This window comes from Streptomyces sp. NPDC004788, assembly GCF_053601115.1.
Map to the genome: position 1 here is coordinate 1 of NZ_JBSGBF010000106.1, position 26,949 is coordinate 26,949.

At 72.0% G+C, this 26,949-nt stretch carries 24 protein-coding genes; 3 read left to right on the top strand and 21 right to left on the bottom strand.

What is annotated here, in order from left to right; all coding sequences use genetic code 11:
- Positions 1 to 196: 196 nt before the first annotated feature.
- The 15 genes from nusB to ACWEJX_RS32080 form a co-directional block, all read right to left on the bottom strand.
- Positions 197 to 634, bottom strand: a complete 438-nt coding sequence (gene nusB, locus ACWEJX_RS32010; RefSeq protein WP_451610918.1) for a transcription antitermination factor NusB — start codon at positions 632 to 634, stop codon at positions 197 to 199.
- Between the two features lie 2 nt (positions 635 to 636).
- The gene (gene efp / locus ACWEJX_RS32015) at positions 637 to 1,203 is read right to left on the bottom strand and encodes an elongation factor P (protein WP_451610919.1); all 567 of its coding nucleotides are present in this window, start codon (positions 1,201 to 1,203) and stop codon (positions 637 to 639) included.
- Positions 1,204 to 1,250: 47 nt separating this feature from the next.
- On the bottom strand, positions 1,251 to 2,357 hold the full coding sequence (locus tag ACWEJX_RS32020) for an aminopeptidase P family protein (protein ID WP_451610920.1): 1,107 nt from the start codon (positions 2,355 to 2,357) through the stop codon (positions 1,251 to 1,253).
- A gap of 70 nt (positions 2,358 to 2,427) precedes the next feature.
- Positions 2,428 to 3,462 (bottom strand): AAA family ATPase, encoded by a 1,035-nt coding sequence (locus ACWEJX_RS32025; protein ID WP_451610940.1) that lies wholly within the window; start codon positions 3,460 to 3,462, stop codon positions 2,428 to 2,430.
- 174 nt (positions 3,463 to 3,636) lie between these two features.
- Positions 3,637 to 4,083 carry a type II 3-dehydroquinate dehydratase gene (aroQ, locus tag ACWEJX_RS32030; protein WP_451610921.1) on the bottom strand — a complete coding sequence of 149 codons (447 nt, stop codon included), beginning with the start codon at positions 4,081 to 4,083 and terminating at the stop codon, positions 3,637 to 3,639.
- A complete protein-coding gene (gene aroB, locus ACWEJX_RS32035) occupies positions 4,080 to 5,174 on the bottom strand; it encodes a 3-dehydroquinate synthase (protein WP_451610922.1) in 1,095 nt (364 codons plus the stop codon). The genes aroQ and aroB overlap by 4 nt, the downstream gene beginning before the upstream one ends.
- On the bottom strand, positions 5,171 to 5,689 hold the full coding sequence (locus tag ACWEJX_RS32040; protein ID WP_451610923.1) for a shikimate kinase: 519 nt from the start codon (positions 5,687 to 5,689) through the stop codon (positions 5,171 to 5,173). Before ACWEJX_RS32040 ends, aroB begins: the two co-directional genes overlap by 4 nt.
- Positions 5,686 to 6,870, bottom strand: a complete 1,185-nt coding sequence (aroC, locus tag ACWEJX_RS32045; RefSeq protein WP_451610924.1) for a chorismate synthase — start codon at positions 6,868 to 6,870, stop codon at positions 5,686 to 5,688. Before aroC ends, ACWEJX_RS32040 begins: the two co-directional genes overlap by 4 nt.
- A 227-nt stretch (positions 6,871 to 7,097) precedes the next feature.
- Positions 7,098 to 7,298 (bottom strand): hypothetical protein, encoded by a 201-nt coding sequence (locus tag ACWEJX_RS32050; protein WP_451610925.1) that lies wholly within the window; start codon positions 7,296 to 7,298, stop codon positions 7,098 to 7,100.
- Positions 7,299 to 7,341: 43 nt separating this feature from the next.
- Complete coding sequence (locus ACWEJX_RS32055; RefSeq protein ID WP_451610926.1) at positions 7,342 to 8,169, bottom strand: shikimate dehydrogenase; 828 nt, start codon at positions 8,167 to 8,169, stop codon at positions 7,342 to 7,344.
- Between the two features lies 1 nt (position 8,170).
- Positions 8,171 to 9,880 carry an endolytic transglycosylase MltG gene (gene mltG / locus ACWEJX_RS32060; protein WP_451610927.1) on the bottom strand — a complete coding sequence of 570 codons (1,710 nt, stop codon included), beginning with the start codon at positions 9,878 to 9,880 and terminating at the stop codon, positions 8,171 to 8,173.
- A 101-nt stretch (positions 9,881 to 9,981) separates the two neighbouring features.
- Positions 9,982 to 10,446: a Holliday junction resolvase RuvX gene (gene ruvX / locus ACWEJX_RS32065; RefSeq protein WP_451610941.1), complete on the bottom strand. Its 465-nt coding sequence runs from the start codon at positions 10,444 to 10,446 to the stop codon at positions 9,982 to 9,984.
- A gap of 2 nt (positions 10,447 to 10,448) precedes the next feature.
- Positions 10,449 to 13,118 carry an alanine--tRNA ligase gene (alaS, locus tag ACWEJX_RS32070; RefSeq protein ID WP_451610928.1) on the bottom strand — a complete coding sequence of 890 codons (2,670 nt, stop codon included), beginning with the start codon at positions 13,116 to 13,118 and terminating at the stop codon, positions 10,449 to 10,451.
- A complete protein-coding gene (locus tag ACWEJX_RS32075) occupies positions 13,118 to 13,498 on the bottom strand; it encodes a hypothetical protein (protein ID WP_451610929.1) in 381 nt (126 codons plus the stop codon). Before ACWEJX_RS32075 ends, alaS begins: the two co-directional genes overlap by 1 nt.
- Positions 13,499 to 13,503: 5 nt before the next feature.
- Entirely contained in the window at positions 13,504 to 13,935 is a 432-nt protein-coding gene (locus ACWEJX_RS32080) for a DUF948 domain-containing protein (protein WP_451610930.1), read from the bottom strand.
- 177 nt (positions 13,936 to 14,112) lie between these two features.
- Between ACWEJX_RS32080 and ACWEJX_RS32085 the strand changes: the two genes are divergently transcribed.
- A complete protein-coding gene (locus ACWEJX_RS32085; RefSeq protein WP_451610931.1) occupies positions 14,113 to 16,272 on the top strand; it encodes an ATP-binding protein in 2,160 nt (719 codons plus the stop codon).
- Between the two features lie 34 nt (positions 16,273 to 16,306).
- Here ACWEJX_RS32085 and rpsD read toward each other — a convergent pair whose 3' ends face one another.
- From rpsD to ACWEJX_RS32110, 5 genes are all read right to left on the bottom strand, one after another.
- On the bottom strand, positions 16,307 to 16,921 hold the full coding sequence (gene rpsD / locus ACWEJX_RS32090; protein WP_451610932.1) for a 30S ribosomal protein S4: 615 nt from the start codon (positions 16,919 to 16,921) through the stop codon (positions 16,307 to 16,309).
- Positions 16,922 to 17,272: 351 nt separating this feature from the next.
- A complete protein-coding gene (locus ACWEJX_RS32095; RefSeq protein WP_451610933.1) occupies positions 17,273 to 18,637 on the bottom strand; it encodes a replication-associated recombination protein A in 1,365 nt (454 codons plus the stop codon).
- Positions 18,638 to 18,689: 52 nt separating this feature from the next.
- Positions 18,690 to 19,328 carry a vitamin K epoxide reductase family protein gene (locus tag ACWEJX_RS32100; RefSeq protein WP_451610934.1) on the bottom strand — a complete coding sequence of 213 codons (639 nt, stop codon included), beginning with the start codon at positions 19,326 to 19,328 and terminating at the stop codon, positions 18,690 to 18,692.
- Positions 19,329 to 19,514: 186 nt separating this feature from the next.
- A complete protein-coding gene (hisS, locus tag ACWEJX_RS32105; protein ID WP_451610935.1) occupies positions 19,515 to 20,777 on the bottom strand; it encodes a histidine--tRNA ligase in 1,263 nt (420 codons plus the stop codon).
- Between the two features lie 12 nt (positions 20,778 to 20,789).
- Complete coding sequence (locus ACWEJX_RS32110) at positions 20,790 to 21,500, bottom strand: MBL fold metallo-hydrolase (RefSeq protein WP_451610936.1); 711 nt, start codon at positions 21,498 to 21,500, stop codon at positions 20,790 to 20,792.
- A gap of 168 nt (positions 21,501 to 21,668) precedes the next feature.
- Here ACWEJX_RS32110 and ACWEJX_RS32115 point away from each other — a divergent pair, with 168 nt between their 5' ends.
- On the top strand, positions 21,669 to 22,454 hold the full coding sequence (locus ACWEJX_RS32115) for a peptidylprolyl isomerase (protein ID WP_451610937.1): 786 nt from the start codon (positions 21,669 to 21,671) through the stop codon (positions 22,452 to 22,454).
- Between the two features lie 220 nt (positions 22,455 to 22,674).
- A complete protein-coding gene (locus ACWEJX_RS32120; RefSeq protein ID WP_451610938.1) occupies positions 22,675 to 23,904 on the top strand; it encodes a DUF349 domain-containing protein in 1,230 nt (409 codons plus the stop codon).
- Between the two features lie 88 nt (positions 23,905 to 23,992).
- Here the strand turns inward: ACWEJX_RS32120 and ACWEJX_RS32125 are convergent, their stop codons facing one another.
- Entirely contained in the window at positions 23,993 to 26,458 is a 2,466-nt protein-coding gene (locus tag ACWEJX_RS32125) for a RelA/SpoT family protein (protein WP_451610939.1), read from the bottom strand.
- Positions 26,459 to 26,949 lie beyond the last annotated feature (491 nt).

Below are 26,949 nucleotides of genomic sequence, written 5' to 3' on the forward strand. Positions count from 1 at the left end.
ACCCCCCACACCCCCATCCCCCCTTATGTGCTTCCTCTCCCATGTGTCTCTACCCCCCCCCGGCGGCCCGCGGCCCCACCCCCCCCCCCCGGGCCCCCCGGCGCTTTCGCCCACCAGTACGGCGGTACGACGAAGGGGCCCGCAGCACACGAGGTGCTGCGGGCCCCTTTCGACTGCCTGAGGGCGCGTGGACGGACTAGGCGTCGGCGTCCCGGCGCAGCCGCGGCTTCAGGTCCTTGAAGCGCGCGAGCAGGCCGTTGACGAAGGTCGGCGACTCGTCCGTGGAGAACTCCTTGGCGAGGTTCACGGCCTCGTCGATCGCCACCGCGTCCGGCGTGCCGTCCTCCCAGATCAGCTCGTACGCCGCGAGGCGCACGATGTTCCGGTCGGCGGCCGGCATCCGGTCGAGGTCCCAGTCCACCGCATAGGTGGCGATGAGCTCGTCGATCCGGGCCACGTGCTTGGCGTAGCCCTCGACCAACTGCATGGTGAACTCGTTGACCGGCGGCTGGCGGTCGTCGTTCCGGTGCAGCCGGACCTGGTCCGCGAGGACTTCCTGCACCGAGGCACCGCGCTGGTCGGCCTCGAACAGGATCTGGAAGGCCCGCCTGCGGGCCTTGCTCCGGGCGGCCACGGTTAGTCGTTCACCCGGCCGAGGTAGGCGCTGGTGCGGGTGTCGACCTTGACCTTCTCACCGGTGGTGACGAAGAGCGGGACCTGGATCTCGTGGCCGGTCTCCAGCTTGGCCGGCTTGGTGCCACCGGTGGAGCGGTCGCCCTGGACGCCCGGGTCGGTGTGCTCGATCGTCAGGACGACGGCGGCCGGGAGCTCGACGTAGAGCACCTCGCCCTCGTGCCGCGCGATGGTGGCCTCGAAGCCCTCGATGAGGAAGTTGGCGGCGTCGCCGACGGTCTTGCGGTCGACGTGCAGCTGGTCGTAGGTCTCCATGTCCATGAAGACGAAGTAGTCGCCCTCCATGTAGGAGAACTGCATGTCGCGGCGGTCGATGGTGGCGGTGTCGACCTTCACGCCAGCGTTGAAGGTCTTGTCGACGACCTTGCCGGACAGCACGTTCTTGAGCTTGGTGCGCACGAAGGCCGGGCCCTTGCCGGGCTTGACGTGCTGGAACTCGACGACGGACCAGAGCTGGCCGCCTTCGAGCTTGAGCACCATGCCGTTCTTGAGGTCGTTCGTGGAAGCCACGGTTGCGGAATCTCCTGGACTGACGTGACCGAGAAGGCAGGGCGCGCCTACAGCGCGAGCAGCTCCTTGGTCGTGATGGTGAGTAGCTCGGGTCCGCCGTCCGCCTCCTGGCGTACGACGAGCGTGTCATCGATCCGGACCCCGCCCCGGCCCGGGAGGTGGACCCCCGGTTCGACGGTGACCGGCACACAAGCGTCCAGTTTACCCATGGCCGCGGGTGCGAGCTGCGGGTCCTCGTCGATTTCCAGGCCCACGCCGTGCCCGGTGAGGGCCGTGGTGGCGTCCGCGTGGCCCGCCGCGGCGAGGATCTGCCGGGCCGCGCGGTCCACGTCGCGGTAGTCGGCGCCGGGCGCGAGGGCCTCCCGGCCGGCCCGCTGAGCGGCGAAGACGAGGTCGTAGAGCTCGATCTGCCAGTCGGCCGGGGTGGTGCCGATGACGAAGGTGCGGCCGATCTCGCAGCGGTAGCCGCGGTAGCTGGCGCCGAGGCAGACGGAGAGGAAGTCACCCTCCTCGACGCGCCGGTCGGTGGGCTTGTGCCCGGGCCGGCCGGAGTGCGGCCCGGTGGCCACGGAGGTGGGGAAGGCGGCGCCGTCGGCGCCGTGGTCCACCAGTCGCCGCTCCAGCTCCAGCGCGAGGTGCCGCTCGGTCCGGCCGACCAGGATGGACTCCAGGAGTTCGCCGAGGGCCTGGTCGGCGATCTCGGCGGCGATCCGCAGACAGGCGATCTCGTCCTCGTCCTTGACGATCCGAAGCTGCTCGACTGCCGTCGACAGGTCGGCGAGCCGCAGGCCGGGCGCCACGGAGCCCATGGCCCGGTGCCGGGCGACGGTCAGGTGGTGCTCCTCCACGGAGAGGGCGTCCGTGCCCGCCTTGCGGGCGAAGTCGACGGCCGCGACCGCCGGATCGCCGCCGTCGACGGGGAGCACCAGCTGGCGCAGCAACTCGTCGACGTGTCCGTCGGCCGGATCGCCGGCCGGGGCGGTCGGACGGAGCAGCACGTCCTCGTCGGGGCCGAGCAGCAGCACGGCGCCGGCGGGCGAACCACCCGTGAGATAGCGGACGTTGGCGGGCCGGGAGACCAGGGCCGCCGGGCTGCCCGTGGCCGCGCACCGGTCACGCAGCCGTACCCGACGCTCCGCATACACCTCTGACATGTTCCGAGCCTACGAGCGCCCGGGCACCCCGGCCTGTTGGGCGCCGCCGACCGGGCGCGGCCGACCGGTCCTAGCCGAGGGGCTGGCCGGATATCGCGCGGGCGAGGACGTCGTCCAGGACCCGGGCGGTGGTCTCCACGTCGTACGAGGAGTTGTCGATGATCGGCAGCCCGGAGCCGTACCAGCCGGCCATGCGGCCGTGGATCGCGGCGACCTCCTCGTCGGAGAGGCGCCGGTTGCCGCTGCGCTCGGCGTTGCGCTCCAGGACGACGTCCAGGCCGGGCAGCAGCACGACGGGCAGCAGGCCGGGGCCGACGTGGCGCTTCCAGCCGCCGAGGCCGACGACGGGCCAGTCGGGGAAGACGGCGTCGTCGAGGATGCAGGAGATGCCGTTGGCGAGGAAGTTGCGGGCGGCGAAGCCGCAGGTGCGGCGGGCGAGCCGGTACTGCGCCTCGGAGTTCTCGTTCCAGCCGGACTGAGGGTCGGCGAAGCCGGAGCAGACCCATTCGCGTACGTCGTCGAGGCTGATGTGAGCGGTCGGCACCGGCCGGCGGGCGGCCCAGTGCCGGGCCACGGTGGTCTTGCCGGCTCCGGCCGGGCCGATGAGCAGCACGGCTATGGTCGCCGCACCGGTGCCGGCGACCGGCGGCGGCAGCACGACGTGCCCGGTGGCCGGGCCGCCGCTCCAGCCGGCCGGGGACCCGTGCGCGGCCGCGGCGGGGGCCGCGCCCGGCGGCGGGTACGGGTGGTGCCCGGGCGGCGGGGGCACCGGCGGGTGCGGACCGTGGGCGGGTACGCCGGGGGCGGGCGCCTGGGAGTGGTGGCCGGGTGCGCCGGAGGCGGGGGCCTGCGGATGATGAGCCGGTGCGCCGGGGGCGGGGGCCTGCGGATGATGAGCCGGTGCGCCGGGGCCGGGGGCCTGCGGGTGAGGGGCCGGTGCGCCGGGAGCCTGCGCCTGCGGGCCGTGCGGCGGTGCGCCGGAGACCGGCGGCTGCGGGGGGTGAGCCGGTACGGCGGGGGCGGGCGCCTGCGGGTGGGGAGCGGGTGCGCCGGCGGCGGGCGCCTGCGGGTGGGCGGTGGCGGGGGCCTGCGGGCCGTGCGGCAGTCCCACCGGGTGACCCACCGGTACCTGCGGCGGCAGCGGAGCCCCCATCCCGTGCTGCATCCGGTGCCACTCCGTCTCGTCCGCCGTCAGTTCCGTTGCCGGAACGTTACCGCCCCCGGCTTCCGCAAGGGAAACGGCCGGGGGCGGCTGAAGGTGCCCGGGAGGGCGGGACGGTCAGGCGTCCAGTTCCTCCACGAGCGCGCGCAGGGCGAGCCGGTAGGAGCCGATGCCGAAGCCGGCGACGGTCCCGGTGGCCACCGCGGCGACCACCGAGGTGTGCCGGAACTCCTCGCGGGTGTACGGGTTCGAGATGTGCACCTCGATCAGCGGCGCCGTGCGCTGGGCGGCCGCGTCGCGCATCCCGTACGAGTAGTGGGTGAAGGCGCCCGGGTTGAGGACGACCGGGATCGAACCGTCGGCGGCCTCGTGCAGCCAGCGGATCATCTCGCCCTCGTCGTTGGTCTCGCGCACCTCGACGTCGAGGCCCAGCTGCTCGCCGAGGCTGCGGCAGGACTCGACGAGCCCCTTGTAGGAGGTGGCGCCGTAGATGTCGGGCTCGCGGGAGCCGAGCCGGCCCAGGTTCGGGCCGTTCAGCACCAGGACGCGGCGCGGCGCGGTCACGCGGACACCTCGCCGTAGGCGGCGATCAGGACGGCCGGGTCGGGGCCCTCCAGGACGGTGGGCTTGGCGAGGCCGTCGAGGACGATGAAGCGCAGCAGGTCGCCGCGGGACTTCTTGTCGACCTTCATGGTCTCCAGGAGCTTGGGCCACTGGTCGCCGCGGTAAGTGAGCGGCAGGCCGACGGACTCCAGGACGGCGCGGTGCCGGTCGGCGGTGGCGTCGTCGAGCCGGCCGGCCAGCCGGCCGAGTTCGGCGGCGAAGACCATGCCGACGGAGACGGCGGCGCCGTGGCGCCACTTGTACCGCTCGTTCTTCTCGATGGCGTGCGCGAGGGTGTGCCCGTAGTTGAGGATCTCGCGGCGGCCGGCCTCCTTGAGGTCGCCGGAGACGACCTCGGCCTTGACCTTGATCGACCGCACGATCAGCTCGGCGGTGTGCGGGCCGGCCGGGGTGCGGGCGGCCTGCGGGTCGGCCTCGATCAGGTCGAGGATGACCGGGTCGGCGATGAAGCCGGCCTTGATGATCTCGGCGAGGCCGGAGACGTAGTCGTTGACCGGCAGCGAGTCGAGCGCGGCCAGGTCGCAGAGGACCCCGGCCGGCGGGTGGAAGGCGCCGACGAGGTTCTTGCCCTCGGCGGTGTTGATGCCGGTCTTGCCGCCGACGGCCGCGTCGACCATGCCGAGCACGGTGGTCGGCACGGCGATCCAGCGCACGCCGCGCAGCCAGGTCGCGGCGACGAAGCCGGCCAGGTCGGTGGTGGCGCCGCCGCCGACGCCGACGATGACGTCACTGCGGGTGAAGCCGGTCTGGCCGAGGGCCTTCCAGCAGTAGGCGGCGACCTCGGCGGTCTTGGCCTCCTCGGCGTTGGGCACCTGGATGGCGACGGCCTCGTAGCCCTGGTCCGCGAGGTCGGCGCGCAGCGCCTCGCCGGTCTCGGCGAGCGCCTCGGGGTGGATCACCGCCACGCGCTTGGCGCCGGCGCCGATGAGCCCCGCGAGGTCGCCGAGCAGCTGCCGGCCGACCAGCACCTCGTACGGATCGGTGCCCGCGGAGCCGCCGACCTGGATACGGGTCACTTCCTGGTCCGTCATACGTTCTTCAACTCCAGTGCGTCGAGGACCGCCTGGGCGACCTCTTCGGGGGTGCGCTCGTCGGTGGCGACGACGACGCTCGCGACTTCTTCGTACAGATGGCGGCGCGCGTCCATCAGCTCGCGCCACTGGCGGCGCGGGTTGACGGCGAGCAGCGGCCGGGCGGCGCCGAGTCCGACGCGGCGGACGGCCGCCTCGACGTCCATGGAGAGGTACGCGACGGGCAGCGGGGCGAGCAGGGCGCGGGTGCCGGGGTCGAGCACGGCGCCGCCGCCGAGCGCGAGGATGCCCTCGTGCTCGGCGACGGCGGTGCGGACGGCTTCCCGTTCCAGGGCGCGGAAGTGGTCCTCGCCGTCCTCGACGAAGATGTCCGCGATCTCGCGTCCCTCGGTGGCGACGATGTCCGCGTCGGTGTCCCGGTAGGCGGCGCCGAGCCGTTCGGCCAGCAGCGCGCCCACCGTGGACTTGCCGGAGCCCATGGGGCCGACGAGGACGACGAGGGGTCCGCCGGTCACCGGATGTGCAGGTTGTCGAGGTACGACTGGACGTTGCGGCGGGTCTCGGGGACGCTGTCGCCGCCGAACTTCTCGACGACGGCGTCCGCGAGGACGAGCGCGACCATGGCCTCGGCGACGATGCCGGCGGCCGGGACGGCGCAGACGTCGGAGCGCTGGTGGTGGGCGGCGGCCGCCTCACCGGTGGCGACGTCCACGGTGGCGAGGGCGCGCGGGACGGTCGCGATGGGCTTCATCGCGGCGCGCACGCGCAGCAGCTCACCGGTGGTCAGACCGCCCTCGGTGCCGCCGGCGCGGCCGGAGGTGCGCTTGATGCCGTCCGGGCCCTTGACGATCTCGTCGTGGGCCTTCGAGCCGGGCACGCGGGCGAGGTCGAAGCCGTCGCCGACCTCGACGCCCTTGATGGCCTGGATGCCCATGAGCGCGGCGGCGAGCCGCGCGTCGAGCCGGCGGTCCCAGTGGACGTGCGAGCCGAGGCCGACGGGCACGCCGTACGCGAGGACCTCGACGACGCCGCCGAGGGTGTCGCCGTCCTTGTGGGCCTGGTCGATCTCGGCGACCATCGCCTTCGACGCGTCGGCGTCGAGGCAGCGCACCGGGTCGGCGTCGAGCCGCTCGACGTCGGCCGGGGTCGGGTAGACGCCGTACGGCGCCTTCGCGGCGGCCAGCTCCACGACGTGCGACACGATCTCGATGCCGGCCGCCTCCTTCAGGAAGGAGCGGGCCACGGCACCGAGCGCGACGCGGGCCGCGGTCTCCCGGGCGCTGGCGCGCTCCAGGATCGGCCGGGCCTCGTCGAAGCCGTACTTCTGCATGCCGGCGAGGTCGGCGTGGCCGGGGCGCGGGCGGGTCAGGGGCGCGTTGCGGCCCGTCTCCTTGAGCTCCGCGGGGTCGACCGGGTCGGCCGACATGACCTTCTCCCACTTGGGCCACTCGGTGTTGCCGACCATGACCGCGATCGGCGAGCCGAGCGAGAGGCCGTGCCGGACGCCGCCGAGGAAGGTGACCTCGTCCTGCTCGAACTTCATGCGGGCACCGCGTCCATAGCCGAGGCGCCGCCGTGCGAGGTGGTCCGCCACCAGCTCCGTGGTGACCGGAACGCCTGCCGGAAGTCCTTCAAGGGTCGCGACCAGCGCGGGGCCGTGCGACTCCCCCGCCGTCAGCCAACGCAACCTGCTCAACGATGCTCCTCATGCTCGCGCCTGGGCACTGCGGCGCGACCCGGGTGCGCGGCCCCGGTCCGCCGTACCCGATCCTTTCACGTCCGCGCCGCCGATCGATCGTCGGTCCACTGGTCGGAACGCAAGTCTCGCGTGGCGAGCGCCACAGTCATGTCAGGACACGGCCGGAAACGTCAGACCGAGGCGGGGAACGTCAGAACGAGGTGGCCCGGACGTGGGGGTGAGGGTCAGCGGTCGGCGAGCGTCTTCCGCCGCTCCCGCCACCAGTCGCGGCCGCGGGTCACCACCTCGTAGACGAACAGAGCGCCCCCCAGGGCGAGCAACGGATACCGGATCCAGTCGGGCAGCTCCCTGAACGCGAGCGCCACCAGCCGCAGCAGCAGCCGCACCAGTTCGAATCCGGCTTCCCACTTGGACGCGAGCAGCACGTCCCCGTCCCCCCTGTCTGTCTTCCGTCTTCCCGCCCAGCCGTCAGCGCTCGCCGAGCGCCTTCTCCCCCGCCGCCCGCATCGCCGCGAGCGGCCCGGGCGCCCGGCCGGTCATCTGCTCGACCTGGAGCACCGCCTGGTGGACGAGCAGGTCGAGCCCGCCGACCACCTTGCCGCCGCGGGCCGACCAGGCGGCCGCGATCCGGGTCGGCCACGGGTCGTACAGCACGTCGAAGAGGGTGCCGGGCGCGTCGGGGACGGCCGCGGCCAGCGCGTCGGTGGTCCCGGCGGGCGTGGTGGCGATCACCAGCGGCGCTGCGAACGCCTCGGCCGCGTCCTCCCAGGCCGCGGTGCGCACGTCGACGCCGAGCCGCTCGCCCCAGCCGCGCATCTCCTCGGCCCGCGCCTCGCTCCGTACGTACGCGGTGACCGGCCCCGAGCAGATCCGCGCGAGCGCGGCCAGCGCCGAGGAGGCGGTGGCGCCGGCGCCGAGGACCGCCGCCGAGTCGACCTTCTCGACGCCCCGCTCGCGCAGCGCGGCGACCATGCCAGGGATGTCGGTGTTGTCGCCGACGCGGCGGCCGTCCTCGGTGAGGACGACCGTGTTGACGGCCTCGACGGAGGCCGCGGTGTCGGTGACCTCGTCGAGCAGCGGGATGATCGCCCGCTTGAGCGGCATCGTGAGCGAGAGCCCCGCCCACGACGCGTCGAGCTCCCGCACGAAGCCGGGGAGCGCGGCCTCGTCGACCTCGAAGCGGTCGTACGACCAGTCGTCGAGGCCGAGCTCCCGGTAGGCGGCCCGGTGCAGGACCGGGGAGAGCGAGTGGGCGATGGGCGAGCCGAGCACGGCCGCCCGTCGGCTGGTGGTCATCTCAGTTTCCCGCGTTGAACTTCTCGACGAGCCTGTCGTGCTCGGCGAGGGTCTTGGCGAATTCGGTCTTGTTCATGCCGTCGGTGGCGACGAAGTACATCCAGCCGTCCTTCGTCGGGTTCATCGCGGCCACCAGGGCTTCCTTGCCCGGGTTGTCGATCGGCCCGGGCGTCAGGCCCTTCTGCCGGTACGTGTTGTACGGGTCGGGGTTGTTCAGGATCTCCTTGCGGGTGATCTTGATCTTGCTCTGACCCATCAGATAGTTGTACGTCGAGTCGAACTGCAGGAGCTGATAGGTCTCCTTGTTCGCCGGGCTGAGGCGGTTATAGACGACCTCGGCCATCTTGGTGAAGTCGTCGTGGGTCTTGCCCTCTGCCTGGACCAGGCTGGCGAGGGTCAGCAGCTCCCACGGGCCCTTGAGCCCCATGTCCTTCGCCTTCGACTCCAGGTCGAGTTCGGTGTACTCGGCGTTCGAGCGCGCGACCATCTTCCGCAGGACGTCCTCGGGCTTGTTGCCCTTGGCGACCGGGTAGCTCGACGGGAAGAGGAAGCCCTCCAGCGGGTCCTTCACGTTCTCGTGGTTCTTGGCCCAGTCGGGCAGGCCGAGGCTGTCCGCCTGTTTGACCGCGATGTCCTTGGTCGTGCCCGGTTTGAGGCCGAGGCGCTTGTCGATCTCCGCGTACACCCAGGCGTTCCGCTGTCCGGGCGGGAGGACGAAGTTGGCCTGGCTCACCGGGCTCAGCATGAGAGCCACCGCGCTCTCGGCCGACATCCCCTTCCTCAAGGTGTAGACGCCCGCCTGGATGGTGATCCCCTTGGGGTTCTTCTGCTGGGCCGACACGAAGGCGTCGACGCTCTTGACGACACCGGCCTTCTTGAGGATGTTGCCGATCGCGTAGCCGCCGGAGTCCGGCGGGATCTCGACCTGGACGTCGCCCGTGCCCTCACCGACGTAGTCGGGGGCCGCGCCGAACTTGCCCTGGTAGAACTTGTAGCCGACGTAGCCGAGTCCGCCCACGCCGCCCAGGATGACGGCGGCGACCACGAGGCACGCCATGCCGTTCTTGGCCTTGCGGCCCTTGTTGCCTTTGCCGGACTTGCCGCCCTTGCCGCTCCGGCGGCCGCGGCGGCCGCCCGGCTCCTCCTCGTACCCGTCGTCGTCCTCGTCGTCGTGACCGTCGCCGCCGCCGGTGAAGAAGGGGTGGTTCTCCTCCTCCGGCTCGGGCTCCTGCCACTCGTCGGTCGGCTGCGGCGGCACCTGGCGCCGGCCGGGGGGCTGCGGCGGCGGGTAGGCCTCGGGGGTTCCGTAGAGGTCGGGCTGCTGGCCGCCGTAGGGGTCGGCGGGCGGGGCGTTGTACGGCATGGCGGCCTGGCCGGTCTCCCAGTTGCCGCCGTCGTACTGCTGTGCGGGATACCCGGGCGTGTCGTAACCGCCCGGGTTCCCGTGTCCGTACTGCTCGCCGTACTGCTGTCCGGCGTACTGCTGCGCGCCGTAGCCCTGCGCCTGCTGCTGGTACATGCCGTCGGCATGCGGGTGCTGGGGCTGCTGAGCCTGCTGCTGCCCGTAAGGGTCCTGGTGGGCGTACGGGTCCTGCTGGCCGTACTGCGCCTGTTGCGGGTACTGCTGCTGGCCTTCCCACCCCTGGTCCCCGTACAAGGGGTCCGAGGGGTGCCACGGTTCGGAGCCGGGGCTCCGGCCATACTCAGTCATCGATCCCCAAACAGCCGCGAGGCTTCCGGACGTTCCGCCTCTACGTAGTGCGGCAGCTGTTCGAACACCGCCGCATCGCGCGGAACGTTACCGTATCGCGATCAGGAGACCACTTCGACGCCCTCACCGGGCGGATTACCTGATACCCGTTCGGACTCAAGAGCGGCTTGAAGGATGATCACAGCAGCGGCCTGGTCGATGACGGAACGTCCCTTCTTCGACTTCACGCCGGAGGCCCGCAGCCCCTGGGTCGCCGTCACCGTGGTCATCCGCTCGTCCACCAGCCGGACCGGGACCGGGGCGATGCCCTTGGCCATCTCGCGGGCGAAGGCGCGGACCTTCGTCGCGGCCGGGCCCTCCCGCCCGCTCAGCGAGCGGGGCAGGCCCACGACGACCTCGATCGGCTCGTACTCCTCGACGATCTGGCGCAGCCGCCGGTGGGCGGCCGGGACGTCACGCCCCGGCACGGTCTCCACCGGCGTGGCGAGCACCCCGTCGGGGTCGCACGAGGCGACCCCGATCCGGGCGTCACCGACGTCGACCGCGATGCGGCGGCCTCGACGCATCGTCACGCGATCTCCAGCACCTGACGCTCGACGGCCTCGATGGCGGCGCCGACGGCCTCCGGGTTCTGGCCGCCGCCCTGGGCGACGTCCGGCTTGCCGCCACCGCCGCCGCCGAGGGTCTTGGCGGCCGTGCGGACCAGCTCGCCGGCCTTGAAGCCGCGCTCGCGGGCGGCCTCGTTGGTGGCGATGACCGTCAGCGGCTTGCCGTTGGCCGTGGTGAACAGGGCCACGACGGCCGGGCGGTCCGACGGGATGCGGCCGCGCACGTCGAGGACCAGCTTGCGCAGGTCGTCGGCGCCGGTGCCGTCCGGCACCTGGCCGGTGACGAGGGCCACGCCGCGGACGTCCCGGGCGGAGTCGACCAGACCGGCGGCGGCCTGCAGGACCTTCTCCGCGCGGAACTTCTCGATCTCCTTCTCGGCGTCCTTCAGCTTGCCGAGCATGGCGGAGATCTTCTCCGGCAGCTCCTCCGAGCGGCCCTTGACCAGCTCCTGCAGCTGGGCGACGACCGTGTGCTCACGGGCGAGGAAGTTGTACGCGTCGACGCCGACCAGGGCCTCGATACGGCGCACGCCCGAGCCGATCGACGACTCGCCGAGCAGCTTCACCAGGCCCAGCTGGGCGGTGTTGTGGACGTGCGTACCGCCGCACAGCTCCTTGGAGAAGTCGCCGATGGTGACGACGCGGACCTGCTCGCCGTACTTCTCGCCGAACTCGGCGATGGCGCCCTGACGCTTGGCCTCGTCGATCGGCATGACCTCGGCGTGCACGTCGAGCTCGCGCGACAGCACCTCGTTGATCTTCTGCTCGACGTCCGTGAGGACGGTGCCGGGGACGGCGTTCGGCGAGCCGAAGTCGAAGCGGAAGCGGCCCGGGGAGTTCTCCGAACCGGCCTGGGCGGCGGTCGGGCCGAGGGCGTCGCGCAGCGCCTGGTGGGTCAGGTGGGTGGCGCTGTGGGCGCGGGCGATGGCCCGGCGGCGGCGCACGTCGATGGCGGCGTAGGCGGTGGCGCCCACGGTGACCTCGCCGACCTGCACCGAACCCTTGTGCACGGAGACGCCGGGGACCGGCTGCTGCACGTCGCGGATCTCGATGACGGCACCGGAGTGCAGCCTGATCCGGCCGTGGTCGGCGAGCTGGCCGCCGCCCTCGGCGTAGAACGGGGTGCGGTCGAGGACGACCTCGACGTCGTCGCCCTCCGAGGCGGCCGGCGACGGGACACCGTTGACCAGCAGGCCGACGACGGTGGTCTCGCCCTCGGTGTTGGTGTAGCCGGTGAACTGGGTGGCGCCGGCGGTGTCGGCGATCTCGCGGTACGAGGTGACGTCGGCGTGGCCGGTCTTCTTGGCCTGGGCATCGGCCTTGGCGCGCTCCCGCTGCTCCTTCATCAGGCGGCGGAAGCCGTCCTCGTCCACGGAGAGGCCCTGCTCGGCGGCCATCTCCAGGGTGAGGTCGATCGGGAAGCCCCAGGTGTCGTGGAGCAGGAACGCCTTGTCGCCGGAGAGGACCGTGCCGCCGGCGGCCTTGGTCTCGGTGACGGCGGTGTCGAGGATGTTGGTGCCGCCCTTGAGGGCCTTCAGGAATGCGGCCTCCTCGGCGAGGGCGACCGTCTCGATGCGCTTGCGGTCGGTCTCCAGCTCCGGGTACTGCTCGCCCATCGTCCGGATGACGGTGTCGACGAGCTCGCCGACGACCGGGCCGGTGGCGCCGAGCATGCGCATGTTGCGGACGGCGCGGCGCATGATGCGGCGCAGCACGTAGCCGCGGCCCTCGTTGCCCGGGGTGACGCCGTCACCGATGAGCATGACGGAGGTGCGCATGTGGTCGGCGACCACGCGCAGGGAGACGTCCGAGTCGTGGGCCTTGCCGTAGGCGACGCCGGTGAGCTCGGTGGCCTTGTCGATGACGACCTTGAGGGTGTCCGTCTCGTACATGTTCTGCACGCCCTGGAGGATCATCGCCAGGCGCTCGAGACCGAGGCCGGTGTCGATGTTCTTGGACGGCAGGTCGCCGAGGATCTCGAAGTCCTCCTTGCCGATGCCCTGGCCCCGCTCGTACTGCATGAAGACGAGGTTCCAGATCTCGACGTACCGCTCGTCGTTGACGGCCGGGCCGCCCTCGACGCCGAACTCGGGGCCGCGGTCGTAGTTGATCTCGGAGCAGGGGCCGCAGGGGCCGGGGACGCCCATGGACCAGAAGTTGTCCTTCTTGCCGAGGCGCTGGATGCGCTCGGCGGGGACGCCCACGACGTCGCGCCAGATCTGCTCGGCCTCGTCGTCGTCCTGGTAGACGGTGATCCAGAGCTTCTCCGGCTCGAGCCCGTAGCCGCCGTGCTCCACCGGCGTGGTCAGCAGCTCCCAGGCGAGCTTGATGGCGCCTTCCTTGAAGTAGTCGCCGAAGGAGAAGTTGCCGCACATCTGGAAGAACGTGCCGTGGCGGGTGGTCTTGCCGACCTCTTCGATGTCGGGCGTGCGCACGCACTTCTGCACGCTGGAGGCGCGCGTGTAGGGCGGCTTGACCTCACCCAGGAAGTAGGGCTTGAAGGGCACCATGCCGGCGGGGACGAGCAGCAGAGTCGGGTCGTCCGCGATGAGCGACGCCGAAGGGACGACGGTGTGCCCGCGCTCCTCGAAGAAGCTCAGCCAGCGGCGGCGGATTTCAGCCGACTCCATCAGTGGTCCTCATTCCGGTTGTACGAGAGCGTGTATACGCCGGTCGTGTCTGTCGGTTCTGTCGTGCTTCTGGTGGTCCGGGCGCCGAGCGCGGCCCGGCCGCGCGGGGCCGGCAGGGCCCGGCCGGGTTCCGGCGCCACGGGTGCGTCCAGGCCGAGCGCCTCGCCGAGCTCGGCCTCGCGCTGCGCCATGTTCGCCCGCACGTCGAGGGCGAAGTCCACGGCGCGGTCCTTGAGCCGGTGACCGGCCTCGACGGCCTTGTCGGCCGCCTTGACGGCCAGGTTCTCCGGGGTCAGCTGCTTGAGCTTCCGGTTGACCTTGGTGGTGGCCCACACGCCGGCTGCGGCGCCCGCGGTGAACCAGAACGTACGGCGGAACATCCTGCTCAGCCCTTCTGCTTCCGGCGCCTCGCGGACGGCACGGCGCGGCCGACGATCACCGTACGCCGCTCGCGCGCGGCCGGCGCGTCCTGCCGGTCGCGGCCCAGCGCGCGGCGCACGCCGTAACCGAAGGCGGCGACCTTGACGAGCGGGCCGCCGAAGGTGGAGGCGACGGTGGTGGACAGCGCGGAGGCGTTGGCGGTGACCTCCTGGACGTCCGAGGCGATGGCGTCGACCCGGTCGAGCTGGGTCTGCGCCGCGCGCACGGCCGTGGAGGCGTCGGCGAGCAGCGGAACGGCCTGGTCGGTCACGTCCGCGACGAGCCTCGTGGTCGCCTTGAGCGTCTGCGCCAGCCTCACCAGCACCACGGCGAGGAAGGAGACGAGGATCGCCCAGAACACGGCCACCAGGATCCCGGCAACCTCACCACCGGTCACTGCGCACCGCTCTCTGCTGTCGTCGGGCCCCCGACGGTCGTCGGAACCCTGTTGATAAACGTCCTCCGACCCTATCGCGCCGGAGGTCTTCCGCCGTACCGCATTAGCGCCCGTGGGACGGGAGTTGCACGGAACGAATTGTACGGAGAGCGCGCGGGTGAGTACGCTCCGTGTCCCATGCGACGGAGCAATCTCCCGGCGGAGCTGAACCGGTTCGTGGGACGGGCCGCCGAACAGGACGAACTGGCCCTGCTCCTCGGTGAGTTCCGGCTGGTCACGGTCGTCGGGGTGGGCGGGGTCGGCAAGACCAGGCTGGTGCTGCGCTCCGCAGCGGCACTGCAGAAACGCTTTGCCGACGGGGTCCGCCTCGCCGAGCTGGCGTCCCTGCGCGACCCCGGCCTGGTGGCGCACGCCCTGGTCGAGGCGCTCGGTCTGACCGACCACACCGTGCGCGGGCCGCGCCAGGTGCTCGTGGAGCACCTCGCCGAGCTGCGGCTGCTGCTCGTGGTGGACGGCTTCGAGCACCTGGTGGAGGAGTGCGCGGCGCTGCTGCGGGAGCTGCTGCGCCGCTGCCCGGGGCTCACCGTCCTGGCGGCGGGCCGCCGGCCGCTGCGGCTGGACGGCGAGGCGGTGCTCACGCTGGCGCCGATGGCGGACGCTGACGCGATGGAGCTGCTCGCGGGCCGCGCGGCGGAGGCGGGGGCGGCGCGCGTGGCCGACGCGCGGATCCTGCGGGAGCTGTGCCGGCGGCTCGACGGGATCCCGCTCGCGATCGAACTGGCGGCGGCGCGACTGCCGCTGCTCACGGCGGAGCAGCTGCTCCGCCGGCTCGACGACCGCTTCCGGCTCCTCGACGGCGGGCGGCGGGGGGCGCTCGCCCGGCACCAGACGCTGCGCACGGCGATCGGCTGGAGCCACGAGCTGTGCACGCCGGAGGAGCGGCTGCTGTGGGCGCGGCTGTCGGTGTTCGCGGGGCCGTTCGACCTGGAGGCGGTGGAGTACGTGTGCGGGGGCGCCGGACTGCCCGCGGACCGGGTCCTCGACGTGCTGGGCGAACTGCTCGCGCAGTCCCTCGTGGCCCGCGAGGAGACGGCGGCGGGCCCGCGCTACCGGATGCTCGACACGGTCGCCGCGTACGGGGCGGAGTGGCTGTCGGCGCTCGGCGACACGGAGCGGATGCGGCGCCGGCACCGGGACTGGTACATGGGGCTGGCGACCTGGTGCGAGCTGGAGTGGTTCAGTCCCCGGCAGGCGGAGGTGGCGGCGGCGACGGACGTGGCGCTGCCGAATCTGCGCGCGGCGCTCGAACTGTGCCTGGAGGTGCCGGAGGACGCCTCGCTCGCCCAGCACCTGGCGGGGACGCTGTGGTTCTACTGGGCGGGGTGCGGCCGCCTCTCGGAGGGCCGGCACTGGCTGGACCGCTCGCTCGGCGTGGCCGCGGAGCACGAGGACGCGCGGCTCAAGGCGCTGTGGGTGCTCGGCTACGTGGCGATCCTGCAGGGCGACGACACGGCGGCGGTGGCGGCGCTGCACGAGTGCGCGGAGCGGGCGCGGGAGTCGGGCAGCGCGATGGCGGGGGCGTACGCGACGCACCGGCTGGGCTGTCTGGCGCTGCTCTCGGACGACCTGCCGCGCGCCGAGGAACTGATCGGCCGGTCCCTGGAGGCGTACCGGGAGCTGGGCGAGCTGAACAGCAACGTCCTGATGGGCCAGGTCGAGCTGGCGCTCGCGCGGGCCTTCCAGGGTGATCTGGAGGGGGCGGTCGCGCTGTGCGCCGAGGTCCGGGAGATCTGCGAGGAGCGCGGCGAGCGCTGGACCCGGGCGTACGCGCTCTATGTGCTGGCGTACGCGGCGCTGACCGGCGGCGACCACGCGGCGGCGCGCGAGCTGCTCACCGAGTGCGTCACGATCAACCACCTCTTCCACGACCTGGTGGGCCTGGTGCTGGCGCTCGAACTGCTCGCCCTGGTGACGATGGCGGAGGGCGATCCGGCGGAGGCGGCGGTGCTGCAGGGCGCGGCGATGCCGGTGTGGGACGCGGTGGGTCTGCCGCTGTTCGGCTCGGCGCACTTCAACGGGCCGCGGCTGTCGTGCGAGCGGCAGGCGAGCGAGGCGCTCGGCGCCGAGGGGTACGCGGCCTGGTACGGCGAGGGGCAGGCGCTGTCGCTGGACGCGGCGGTGGACCGGGCGCTCGCCGAGCGCCGGGATCCGGCCGGCCCCGGGGGTGCGGGCGCCGGGGCGCAGCCGCGCCCGTTCCGTTCCGGCCGGGCACCGGTCCCGGACACGCGGAAGCCCGCCGGCTCCCCCACCACGAGGGGTGGGGAAGCGGCGGGCTGAACACCGCGGGGGTGGTACTACGGCCTGCTGGAGATCAGCGGGCGTAGTACTCGACGACCAGCTGCTCGTCGCAGATGACCGGGATTTCCTTGCGGTTCGGGTCGCGGTCGAGGCGGAAGGCCAGGGCCTTCAGGTTGACCTGCAGGTAGCGCGGGGTCTCGCCCTCGGCGGCGAAGCCACCCTCGCGAGCGACCTGGAAGAGGGTCTTGTTGCGCGACTTCTCGCGGACCATCACGACGTCGTCGGGACGGACGCGGAAGGACGGCTTGTCGACCTTCTGGCCGTTGACCTGGATGTGGCCGTGGACGACCATCTGGCGGGCCTGGTAGATGGTGCGGGCGATGCCCGAACGCAGGACCAGGGCGTCGAGGCGCAGCTCGAGCTCGACGACCAGCGCCTCGCCCGTCTTGCCCTCGGCCTTCTTGGCGCGGTCGTAGGCGCGCGCCATCTGGCGCTCGCTGATGTCGTACTGGGCGCGCAGACGCTGCTTCTCGAGCAGACGGACCTTGTAGTCCGAGTTCTGCTTGCGGCCACGGCCGTGCTCGCCCGGCGGGTAGGGGCGGGCCTCGAAGTACTTGACGGCCTTCGGGGTCAGCGCGATGCCGAGGGCACGCGACTTCTTGACCTTGGGACGGGACTGGTTCGCCATGAACCAACCTCTCTCACTGTTTCGAATACGGCTTCACCAGGGTTAGGGAGGTCGCAATCCGCAGCCGGGGAAACCCGTCGGGTCCGCGAGGGACCTGCCGGGCAGCCGCTCCCTGGTCTGGGCACATACGTGCAGCACGCGAACGACCCACCGCCCGCTCCGGGGATTCCCGGTGGTGGTGGGTTGCCCGCGACACCTTCGAAGGTGCGCGACGCTCCTGGAGACCCCGCCCGAAGGCCGGGGCTCCGGCTGCCTGTCCCGTTCTGGTGATGCCGACCGAAGCCGGACACGGGACGCAGCACTTCAGACGAGTGTACCGGGTCCGCCGGACGCCCCGTACCCCGGCCTTCGTCAGCTCTCGCCCCTGAGGCGCTCGCGGACCTTCTCCACCACGTCCGCGTACCGCGCCTCGGCGCCGTAGCGCGTCGGCTCGTAGTAGCGCCGGCCGTGGATCGCGTCCGGGGCGTACTGCTGCGGCGCGATGGCGCCCGGGACGTCGTGCGGGTACACGTACCCCTGGGCGTGGCCGAGCTTGGCCGCGCCCTTGTAGTGGCCGTCGCGCAGATGGGGCGGGACCGGTCCGGCGAGGCCCGCCTGGACGTCGGCCCGGGCGGCGAAGATCGCGTTCGTCGCCGCGTTGGACTTCGGGGCCAGGGCCAGGGCGATGGTGGCGTGGCTCAGGGTCAGCGCCGCCTCGGGGAAGCCGATCATGGCGACGGCCTGGGCGGCGGCCACGGCGATCGGCAGCGCGTTCGGATCGGCGAGGCCGATGTCCTCGCTCGCGGAGATCATCAGGCGCCGGGCGATGAACCGGGGGTCCTCGCCCGCCTCGATCATCCGGGCCAGGTAGTGCAGCGCCGCGTCCACGTCCGAGCCGCGGATCGACTTGATGAGGGCGCTCGCCACGTCGTAGTGCTGGTCGCCGTCCCGGTCGTACTTCACCGCCGCCCGGTCGACGGTCTCCTCGACCGTCTCCAGGCTGATCGCCGGCTCCCCCTTGGCGATCGCCGCGCCGGCGGCCGCCTCCAGGGCCGTCAGGGCGCGCCGGGCGTCGCCGCCGGCGATCCGCAGCAGGTGCGCCTCGGCGTCCTCGTCGAGGGTGACCGCCCCGCCGAGTCCGCGCTCCTCCGTCAGCGCCCGGTGGAGCAGTCCGCGCAGGTCGTCGTCGGTGAGCGGCTCCAAAGTGAGCAGCAGCGAGCGGGAGAGCAGCGGGGAGATCACCGAGAAGTACGGGTTCTCCGTGGTCGCGGCGATGAGCGTCACCCAGCGGTTCTCGACGGCCGGGAGCAGCGAGTCCTGCTGGGCCTTGGAGAAGCGGTGGATCTCGTCGAGGAAGAGGACGGTCTCCCGGCCGAAGCCGCCCACGGCCCGCCGGGCCCCGTCGATGACGGCGCGGACCTCCTTGACGCCGGCCGTGATCGCGGAGAGCTCGACGAAGCGCTTGTTGGTGGCCTTGGAGACCACGTACGCCAGGGTGGTCTTCCCGATGCCGGGCGGCCCCCACAGGATCACCGAGGAGGCACCGGCCGGGCTGTGCCTGCCGTCGGCGTTCCCGTCACCGACGAGGCGGCGCAGCGGCGAGCCCGGCTTGAGCAGATGGCTCTGGCCCACGACCTCGTCGAGGGTGCGCGGGCGCATCCGCACGGCCAGCGGGCTGCTGGCCGGGTCCTTCTCCTGGCGTTCTTCCGCGGCTGCGGTGAAAAGGTCGGGCTCCACGTTGATGAAGCCTAAGCGAGACCACTGACAGCCCGGTGTGCCTCCGTGGACCTCAGCTGGTCCAGAAGTCCCACCAGCGGGTCAGGATCAGCATGCCGATGACGCCGATGTGCAGCACGGGCAGGACCCAGGTGAACTCGTCGAAGAAGGTGCGCAGGCCCTGCGGGGCACGGATGACGCCCCGGCGGACGTTGTGCGAGGTCGTGTACCAGAACATGACGATGGTGGCGACCCAGGCGAGGACGCACCACAGGCACAGGGCGTTGATCACGTACAGCGACTGGGTCATCAGCCAGGTGCAGAAGCCGACGCCGAAGAGCATGCCGGCGTTGAGGCCGAGCCAGTACCAGCGGCGGTAGCGGGCGCCGGCGAGCAGGCCGAAGCCGATGGCGATCACCACGGAGTACGTGGCGAGGCCGAGCATCGGGTTCGGGAAGCCGAACACCGACGCCTGCCAGCTCTTCATCACGCTGCCGCAGGAGACGACCGGGTTCAGGCTGCACCCGGGGACGAAGTTCGGGTTCTCGAGGAGCTTGAACTTGTCGAGCGTGATCACCCAGGAAGCCAGCAGCCCGGCGGCGCCGGTGATCACCAGGAGCCAGGCGAGGCCACGGCCGGCGCCGATGGTGCGGGAGTCCTCCCGCCCGGTGCCGCGCCCGGCGGTCTCGTTCGCGGCCGCTGCTTTGGTCATGTCGGTCTACTCGCTCTTCTCGCTGCGGGGCACAGGCACGGTCATTCTGCCGCACACGTTCGCACGGGTGGCGTGAGCGGTGGGTAAGGACGGATCTCGACGGCTGAGCGGCCGGCCCCGTACGTACGGGAAGGCCCGGTCCGCGCTGCACACGCGGGCCGGGCCCTCCTCATCCACGTCTTCGGCTCAGCCGAGCTTCGCCTTCACCGTCTCGACCAGCCGGTCCACGGCCACCGGCTCCTGCTCGCCGGACTCCATGTCCTTGAGCTGGACCACGCCCTCGGCGAGGTCGCGCTCGCCGGCGACCACGGCGAAGCGGGCGCCGGAGCGGTTGGCGTTCTTCATGTGGGCCTTGAGGCCCTTCGCCCCGAAGCTGAAGTCCGTCGCCACGCCGTCCTTGCGCAGCTCGGTGACGAGGCCGAACAGCACCTTGCGCGCCTCGTCGCCCAGCGGCACCGCGAACACGCTGGTGGCCGGCGGGATGTCGAGCTCGATGCCCTCGGCCTCCAGGGCCAGGACCGTGCGGTCCACGCCGAGCGCCCAGCCGACGGACGGCAGCGCGGGGCCGCCGATCATCTCGGACAGGCCGTCGTAACGGCCGCCGCCGCCGACCGCGGACTGCGAACCGAGACCGTCGTGGACGAACTCGAAGGTGGTCCGGGTGTAGTAGTCCAGGCCGCGGACCAGCTTGGCGTCGTCCTCGAAGGCCACGCCCGCCGCGGTGAGCAGCTCACGCACCTCGGAGTGGTACGCCTTGCACTCCTCGCACAGGTAGTCCTTCAGGAGCGGGGCGTCGACCAGCTGCTTCTGGACGTCGGCCCGCTTGTCGTCGAGGACCCGCAGCGGGTTGATCTCGGCGCGGCGCAGGGTCTCCTCGTCCAGGTCGAGACCGCGCAGGAAGGTCTGCAGGGCCTCGCGGTAGACGGGACGGCACTGCTTGTCGCCGAGCGAGTTGAGCAGGATGCGGAACTCACGCAGGCCGAGCGAGCGGTACGCCTGGTCGGCCAGGATGATCAGCTCGGCGTCGAGCGCCGGGTCCTCGGCGCCGATGGCCTCGGCACCGACCTGCGAGAAGTGCCTGTAGCGCCCCTTCTGCGGGCGCTCGTAGCGGTAGTAGGAGCCCGAGTACCACAGCTTCACCGGCAGGCCGCCGGCCTTGTGCATGTTGGCTTCCAGAGCCGCACGCAGCACGGAGGCGGTCCCCTCGGGGCGCAGCGCGAGGTTCGAGCCGCCCTTCGTGGTGAGGGTGTACATCTCCTTGGTCACGATGTCGGTGGACTCGCCGACACCGCGGGCGAACAGGTTGACGTCCTCGAAGCCGGGCGTCTCGACGTACCCGTAGCCGGACTTCCGCAGCGGGGCGGAGATGGCGTCACGGACGGCGAGGTACGTCGCCGAGAACGGCGGGATGAGGTCGAAGGTGCCCTTGGGGGCCTTGAAGGTGCTCACGGAAGTCTCTCGTCACATTCCTCGTCGGGGAGCCTGGAAGTCGCTCCCGAGGCCGGCGGCCACCTGCCGCAGATAGGGGTTGGTGGCGCGCTCCTGGCCGATGGTCGTCTGGGGACCGTGCCCCGACAGGACCACGGTCGAGTTGTCGAGCGGCAGGCACACACGGGCCAGCGACGCGAGCATCTCGTCCATGTCACCGCCGGGCAGGTCGGTGCGGCCGATGGAGCCGGCGAAGAGCAGGTCGCCGGAGAAGAACACGGAGGGAACCTCCGTGGTCTCCGGGGTCCTGAAGGTCACCGACCCCTTGGTATGACCAGGGGCGTGCGCGACGCTGATTTCGAGGCCCGCGAGCTTCAGCTCGGCGCCGTCGGTGAGCTCGCGCACGTCGTCCGGCTCGCCCACGGTCAGCTCGCCCATGAGAGGCATCCCGATGGAGCGGCCGATGGCCTTCTCCGGGTCGCTCATCATGTACCGGTCCTCGGGGTGGATCCACGCGGGTACGTCATGGGCGCCGCAGACCGGGACGACGGAGGCGACGTGGTCGATGTGGCCATGGGTGAGGACCACGGCGACGGGCTTGAGCCGATGCTTCTTCAGCGTCTCCTCGACTCCCTGGGCGGCCTGGTGGCCCGGGTCGATGATGACGCACTCCTCGCCTGCGGCGGGGGCGACCACGTAGCAGTTGGTGCCCCAGGCCCCGGCGGGGAACCCGGCAATCAGCACGATCGTCCTTCTGTGTCGTCCGGCAGATGGCTGCGGCGATGCGGAAAGCAACGGAATGCAGCAGATCAGAGCCTACCGGCGGTGTCTGTTCCACAGCCAACCCGTATACGGTACGGGCACATCCGGCCAGGACTGAACAGACGATCGACAGGACAAGGAGCGGACCCGGTGGTCAGCAGCGATCAGCGGCGGCGGCAGCTCGCCAGGGAGAAGTACGTGCGGCAGCAGCAGCGCCGTGAGGAGGCGCGGCGCAAGGCGCGGCGGAACACCGTCATCGCCTCGTCGCTCGCGGTGGTGCTCGCGGCGGGCGGCGCCGTGTGGGCCTCGGTGGCACTGTCCGGCGACGACTCGAACAGCACCGACAGCGCGGCCTCGGCGTCGGACACGCCGAGCGCGACGCCGACCACTCCGGCGCAGCCCGAGCCCGCGATGGCGATCGACAAGAAGGCCACGTACACGATGGCCCTCAAGACCAACGTCGGCGACATCACGGTCACGATGGACGCGGCGAAGGCCCCGCACACCGTGAACTCCTTCAAGCACCTCGCCGACAAGAAGTTCTTCGACGGCACCAAGTGCCACCGCCTCACCACCTCGGGCATCTACGTGCTCCAGTGCGGCGACCCGAAGGGCGACGGCACCGGCGGCCCGGGCTACTCCATCCCGGACGAGAACCTGAACGGCCTCGGCAAGGCCGGCAAGGACGGCACGGTCACCTTCCCGAAGGGCACCGTGGCGATGGCGAACGCCGGCCCGGGCACCGGCGGCAGCCAGTTCTTCCTCGTCTACAAGGACACCAAGCTGCCCCCGAACTACACCCCGTTCGGCACCTTCGACCCGGCGGGCGTCAAGGTCGTCGAGGACGTGGCCAAGGCCGGCGTCCAGGGCGGCTCGGGCGACGGCGCGCCGCAGAAGGCCGTCACGATCGAGAAGGCCACCGTCACCAAGAAGTGAGCCGGTGGACGGGACGGAGGCGGCCCGGCGGGCGCACCCCGGCGTGACCGTGGAATTTCGGTCGCGCTGAGTGCGGACAGCCGGGCCGCCGTTCGCCTAGATTGGCGTTGTGCAGCGCAGGCCGCCGGCCGCGCTGTGGAGGGCGGGCGAGGCCCGCCGGGAAACCGTGGACGATGCCAGGGGCGGGAACCCCGCGTCGGCATCATGTTGAGGAGGCGCTGTGAGCAGCGACCCGTGGGGCCGCGTCGACGAGACGGGCACCGTGTACGTGCGTACGGCCGAGGGCGAGCAGGTCGTCGGATCGTGGCAGGCCGGCAGCCCCGAGGAGGCGCTGGCCTACTTCGAGCGCAAGTACGAGGGCCTGGTGGTCGAGATCGGCCTCCTCGAGAAGCGGGTGAGGACCACCGACCTCTCGGCGAAGGACGCGACGGCCGCCATCGAGCACATCCGCCACCAGGTGGACGAGCACCACGTGGTCGGCGACCTGGCCGCCCTCTCCGCCCGGCTCGACAAGCTGGCCGAGACGGTGGAGTCGCGCCGTGAGGAGCGCAAGGTCCAGAAGGCGAAGCAGGCCGACGAGGCCCGCTCCGCCAAGGAGGCCCTGGTCACCGAGGCCGAGGAGCTGGCGCAGAGCGAGCAGTGGCGCGCCGCCGGCGAGCGGCTGCGGGCGCTCGTGGACACCTGGAAGGGCCTGCCCCGGCTCGACCGCAAGTCCGACGACGAGCTGTGGCACCGCTTCTCGCACGCCCGCTCGGCCTTCTCCAAGCGTCGCAAGGCCCACTTCGCCGCGCTGGACGCGCAGCGCGAGGACGCCCGCAAGACGAAGGAGCGTCTGGTCGCCGAGGCCGAGGCCCTGCAGAACTCGAACGACTGGGGCGCGACGGCCGCCCGCTACCGCGAGCTGATGGCGGAGTGGAAGGCGGCGGGCCGGGCCCAGCGCGAGCACGAGGACGACCTGTGGAACCGCTTCCGCGGCGCCCAGGACGTGTTCTTCGCGGCCCGCGGCGAGGTGTTCGCCGAGCGCGACGCCGAGCAGACCGAGAACCTCAAGCTGAAGGAGGAGCTCGCGGTCGAGGCGGAGAAGCTGGTGCCGGTGACGGACCTGAAGGCGGCCCGCGCCGCGTTCCGTGCCGTCAACGAGCGCTGGGAGGCCATCGGCCACGTGCCGCGCGACGCCCGCCCCCGCATCGAGGGCCGGATGCACGCCGTGGAGCGCGCGATCCAGGAGGCCGAGGAGGCCGAGTGGCGCCGCACCAACCCGGAGGCGCGGGCCCGCGCCGCGGGTCTCACGGGCCAGCTCCAGGACGCGGTCGACAAGCTGCGCAAGCAGATCGACGCGGCCCGCGCGGCGGGCAACGACGCCAAGGCCGACAAGCTCGCCAAGGAGCTCGAAGGCCGTCAGGCCCTGCTCGACCAGGCGCTGAAGGGCCTGCAGGAGTTCGGCGGCTGAGTCGTCCGCTGCCGTACCCGTGCGGTACGAGGAAGGGCCCCCGGCGGGAGTCGCCGGGGGCCCTTCCTCGTACCGCCTTACGCCGCCGTCACGGCCTGCGGGCGCTGGTCACGCGGTACACGTCGTAGACGCCCTCCACGCTCCGCACGGCCTTCAGGACGTGGCCCAGGTGCTTGGGGTCGCCCATCTCGAAGGTGAAGCGCGAGGTGGCCACCCGGTCGCGGGAGGTCTGCACGGCCGCCGACAGGATGTTGACGTGCTGGTCCGACAGGACGCGGGTGACGTCCGACAGGAGCCGGGACCGGTCCAGGGCCTCGACCTGGATGGCGACGAGGAAGACCGAGGACTGCGTGGGCGCCCACTCGACGTCCAGGATCCGCTCGGGCTCCCGGGACAGCGACTCCACGTTGACGCAGTCGCTGCGGTGGACGGAGACGCCGCTGCCGCGGGTGACGAAGCCGATGATCGGGTCGCCGGGCACCGGGGTGCAACAGCGGGCCAGCTTCACCCACACGTCGTCGACGCCCTTGACCACCACGCCCGGGTCGGAACCGGCGCGCCGCTTGGAGCGGCCGCGGACCGGCGGGTGGGTCTCGGCGATGTCCTCGGTCGCGGCCTCCTCGCCGCCGAGCGCCTGGACCAGCTTCTGCACGATGGACTGGGCCGTGACGTGGCCCTCGCCGATCGCCGCGTACAGCGAGGAGATGTCGCTGTAGCGCATCTCGTGGGCGAGCGTGACCAGCGAGTCGCCGGTGAGGATGCGCTGGATCGGCAGGCCCTGCTTGCGCATGGCCCGGGCGATGGCGTCCTTGCCCTGCTCGATGGCCTCGTCGCGGCGCTCCTTGGAGAACCAGGCGCGGATCTTGTTGCGGGCGCGCGGCGACTTGACGAAGCCGAGCCAGTCGCGGGAGGGTCCGGCGCCGGCCGCCTTGGAGGTGAAGACCTCGACCAGGTCGCCGTTGTCGAGGGTCGACTCCAGCGGCACCAGCCGGCCGTTGACCCGGGCTCCTATGGTGCGGTGGCCGACCTCGGTGTGGACCGCGTACGAGAAGTCGACGGGGGTCGCGCCGGCGGGCAGCGCGATGACGTCGCCCTTGGGCGTGAAGACGAAGACCTCGTTGCGGGAGAGGTCGAAGCGCAGCGACTCCAGGAACTCCGAGGGGTCCTCGGTCTCCTTCTGCCAGTCGAGCAGCTGGCGCAGCCACGCCATGTCGTTGAGGTGGTCGTCCTTGCCGGCCTTCTTCGGCACGTCGGCGCGCACCTTGGAGGCGCCGGCGACTGCCTCCTGCTTGTACTTCCAGTGCGCGGCGATGCCGTACTCGGCGCGGCGGTGCATGTCGAAGGTGCGGATCTGCAGCTCGACCGGCTTGCCGTTGGGTCCGATGACCGTCGTGTGCAGCGACTGGTACATGTTGAACTTCGGCATCGCGATGTAGTCCTTGAACCGGCCGGGGACCGGGTTCCATCGCGCGTGGACGGTGCCGAGGGCCGCGTAGCAGTCGCGGACGGTGTCCACGAGCACGCGGATGCCGACCAGGTCGTAGATCTCCGCGAAGTCACGGCCGCGGACGATCATCTTCTGGTAGACGCTGTAGTAGTGCTTGGGGCGGCCGGTGACGGTGGCCTTGATGCGGGCGGCCCGGAGGTCGGCCTGGACCTCGTCGGTCACTATGGCCAGGTACTCGTCGCGCTTGGGGGCGCGCTCGGCGACGAGCCGGACGATCTCGTCGTACATCTTGGGGTAGAGGATCGCGAAGGCGAGGTCCTCCAGCTCCCACTTGATGGTGTTCATGCCCAGCCGGTGCGCCAGCGGGGCGTAGATCTCCAGGGTCTCGCGGGCCTTCTTCTCCTGCTTCTCCCGCTTGAGGTAGCGCATGGTGCGCATGTTGTGCAGGCGGTCGGCGAGCTTGATGACGAGGACCCGGGGGTCCTTGGCCATGGCGACGACCATCTTGCGGACGGTCTCGGCCTGCGCGGCCTCGCCGAACCTGACCTTGTCGAGCTTGGTGACGCCGTCGACGAGGAGGGTGACCTGGTCGCCGAAGTCGCGGCGCAGGTCCTCCAGGCCGTACTCGGTGTCCTCGACGGTGTCGTGCAGGAGGCCGGCCATCAGGGTCGCCGGGTCCATGCCGAGCTCGGCGAGGATGGTGGTGACGGCGAGCGGGTGCGTGATGTACGGGTCGCCGCTCTTGCGCTTCTGGCCGCGGTGCCAGCGCTCGGCGACCTGGTAGGCGCGCTCGATCTGGCGCAGGGTCGCCGTCTCGATCTTCGGGTCGTTGGAGCGGACGATCCGCAGCAGCGGTTCGAGGACCGGGTTGTACGGGGAGGAGCGCTGGACGCCCAGCCGGGCGAGACGCGCGCGGACGCGGCTGGAGGAGCCGCCCGAGCGGGCCGGCGGCGCCGGCGTGGGCCGGGCGGCCGGAGCCGGTGCGGGCGCCGAGGGCCTGGGCCTGGTCTCCGCAGGCGGGTTCTGGGACGCGGCGGCTCCCGGCGCGGCCTGGCCGGCCTGCTTGTCGGGCTGCGCGGCGGAGAGTGGCTGGGCCTCGTCTGGCAAGAGCGCTCCTCTAAGGTCCCCCCGGACGGGGTCTGGGGGAGGTTCCGGGTCCCCCGGTCAGGCCCGGAAAGGCCATCGTATCGACCTGACGGTGCCGGTGCTCACGCGGCTGAGTGCTGAGACGACCGCCGTCAAGACCATGGTGCTCCGCCCGGGACCCGTTGCGGGGCTTGTCCGGAAAACGACGGGGGCGGGCCGGGGAATTCCCGGGCCGCCCGACGCGGATACGGGGCACGCCGCCGACGACGCGCGCCGCGCGGCGCGGACCGCCGGGCCACGGGCGGCGCGGACCACCGGGCCACCGGCCCAGACCACCGGGCCACCGGCCCAGACCACCGGGTCACCGGGCCGCCAGGCCGGGCCACCGGGCCGCGGGCGCGAGCCGCCAGGCCGGGTCACCGGGCGGTCAGGCGGGGCCGGGCACCGGGCCAGGCAGGTCAGGCAGGTCAGGCAGGTCAGGCAGGCCAACCGTCATACGAAACCGCCCCGGC

Excerpts from the sequence above, each read along its gene's own strand:
- ACWEJX_RS32020 (WP_451610920.1), bottom strand. The coding sequence starts at position 2,357 with ATGTCAGAGGTGTATGCGGAGCGTCGGGTACGGCTGCGTGACCGGTGC.
- aroB (WP_451610922.1), bottom strand. The coding sequence starts at position 5,174 with ATGACGGACCAGGAAGTGACCCGTATCCAGGTCGGCGGCTCCGCGGGC.
- ACWEJX_RS32055 (WP_451610926.1), bottom strand. The coding sequence starts at position 8,169 with ATGACCACCAGCCGACGGGCGGCCGTGCTCGGCTCGCCCATCGCCCAC.
- mltG (WP_451610927.1), bottom strand. The coding sequence starts at position 9,880 with ATGACTGAGTATGGCCGGAGCCCCGGCTCCGAACCGTGGCACCCCTCG.
- ruvX (WP_451610941.1), bottom strand. The coding sequence starts at position 10,446 with ATGCGTCGAGGCCGCCGCATCGCGGTCGACGTCGGTGACGCCCGGATC.
- alaS (WP_451610928.1), bottom strand. The coding sequence starts at position 13,118 with ATGGAGTCGGCTGAAATCCGCCGCCGCTGGCTGAGCTTCTTCGAGGAG.
- ACWEJX_RS32075 (WP_451610929.1), bottom strand. The coding sequence starts at position 13,498 with ATGTTCCGCCGTACGTTCTGGTTCACCGCGGGCGCCGCAGCCGGCGTG.
- ACWEJX_RS32085 (WP_451610931.1), top strand. The coding sequence starts at position 14,113 with ATGCGACGGAGCAATCTCCCGGCGGAGCTGAACCGGTTCGTGGGACGG.
- rpsD (WP_451610932.1), bottom strand. The coding sequence starts at position 16,921 with ATGGCGAACCAGTCCCGTCCCAAGGTCAAGAAGTCGCGTGCCCTCGGC.
- ACWEJX_RS32100 (WP_451610934.1), bottom strand. The coding sequence starts at position 19,328 with ATGACCAAAGCAGCGGCCGCGAACGAGACCGCCGGGCGCGGCACCGGG.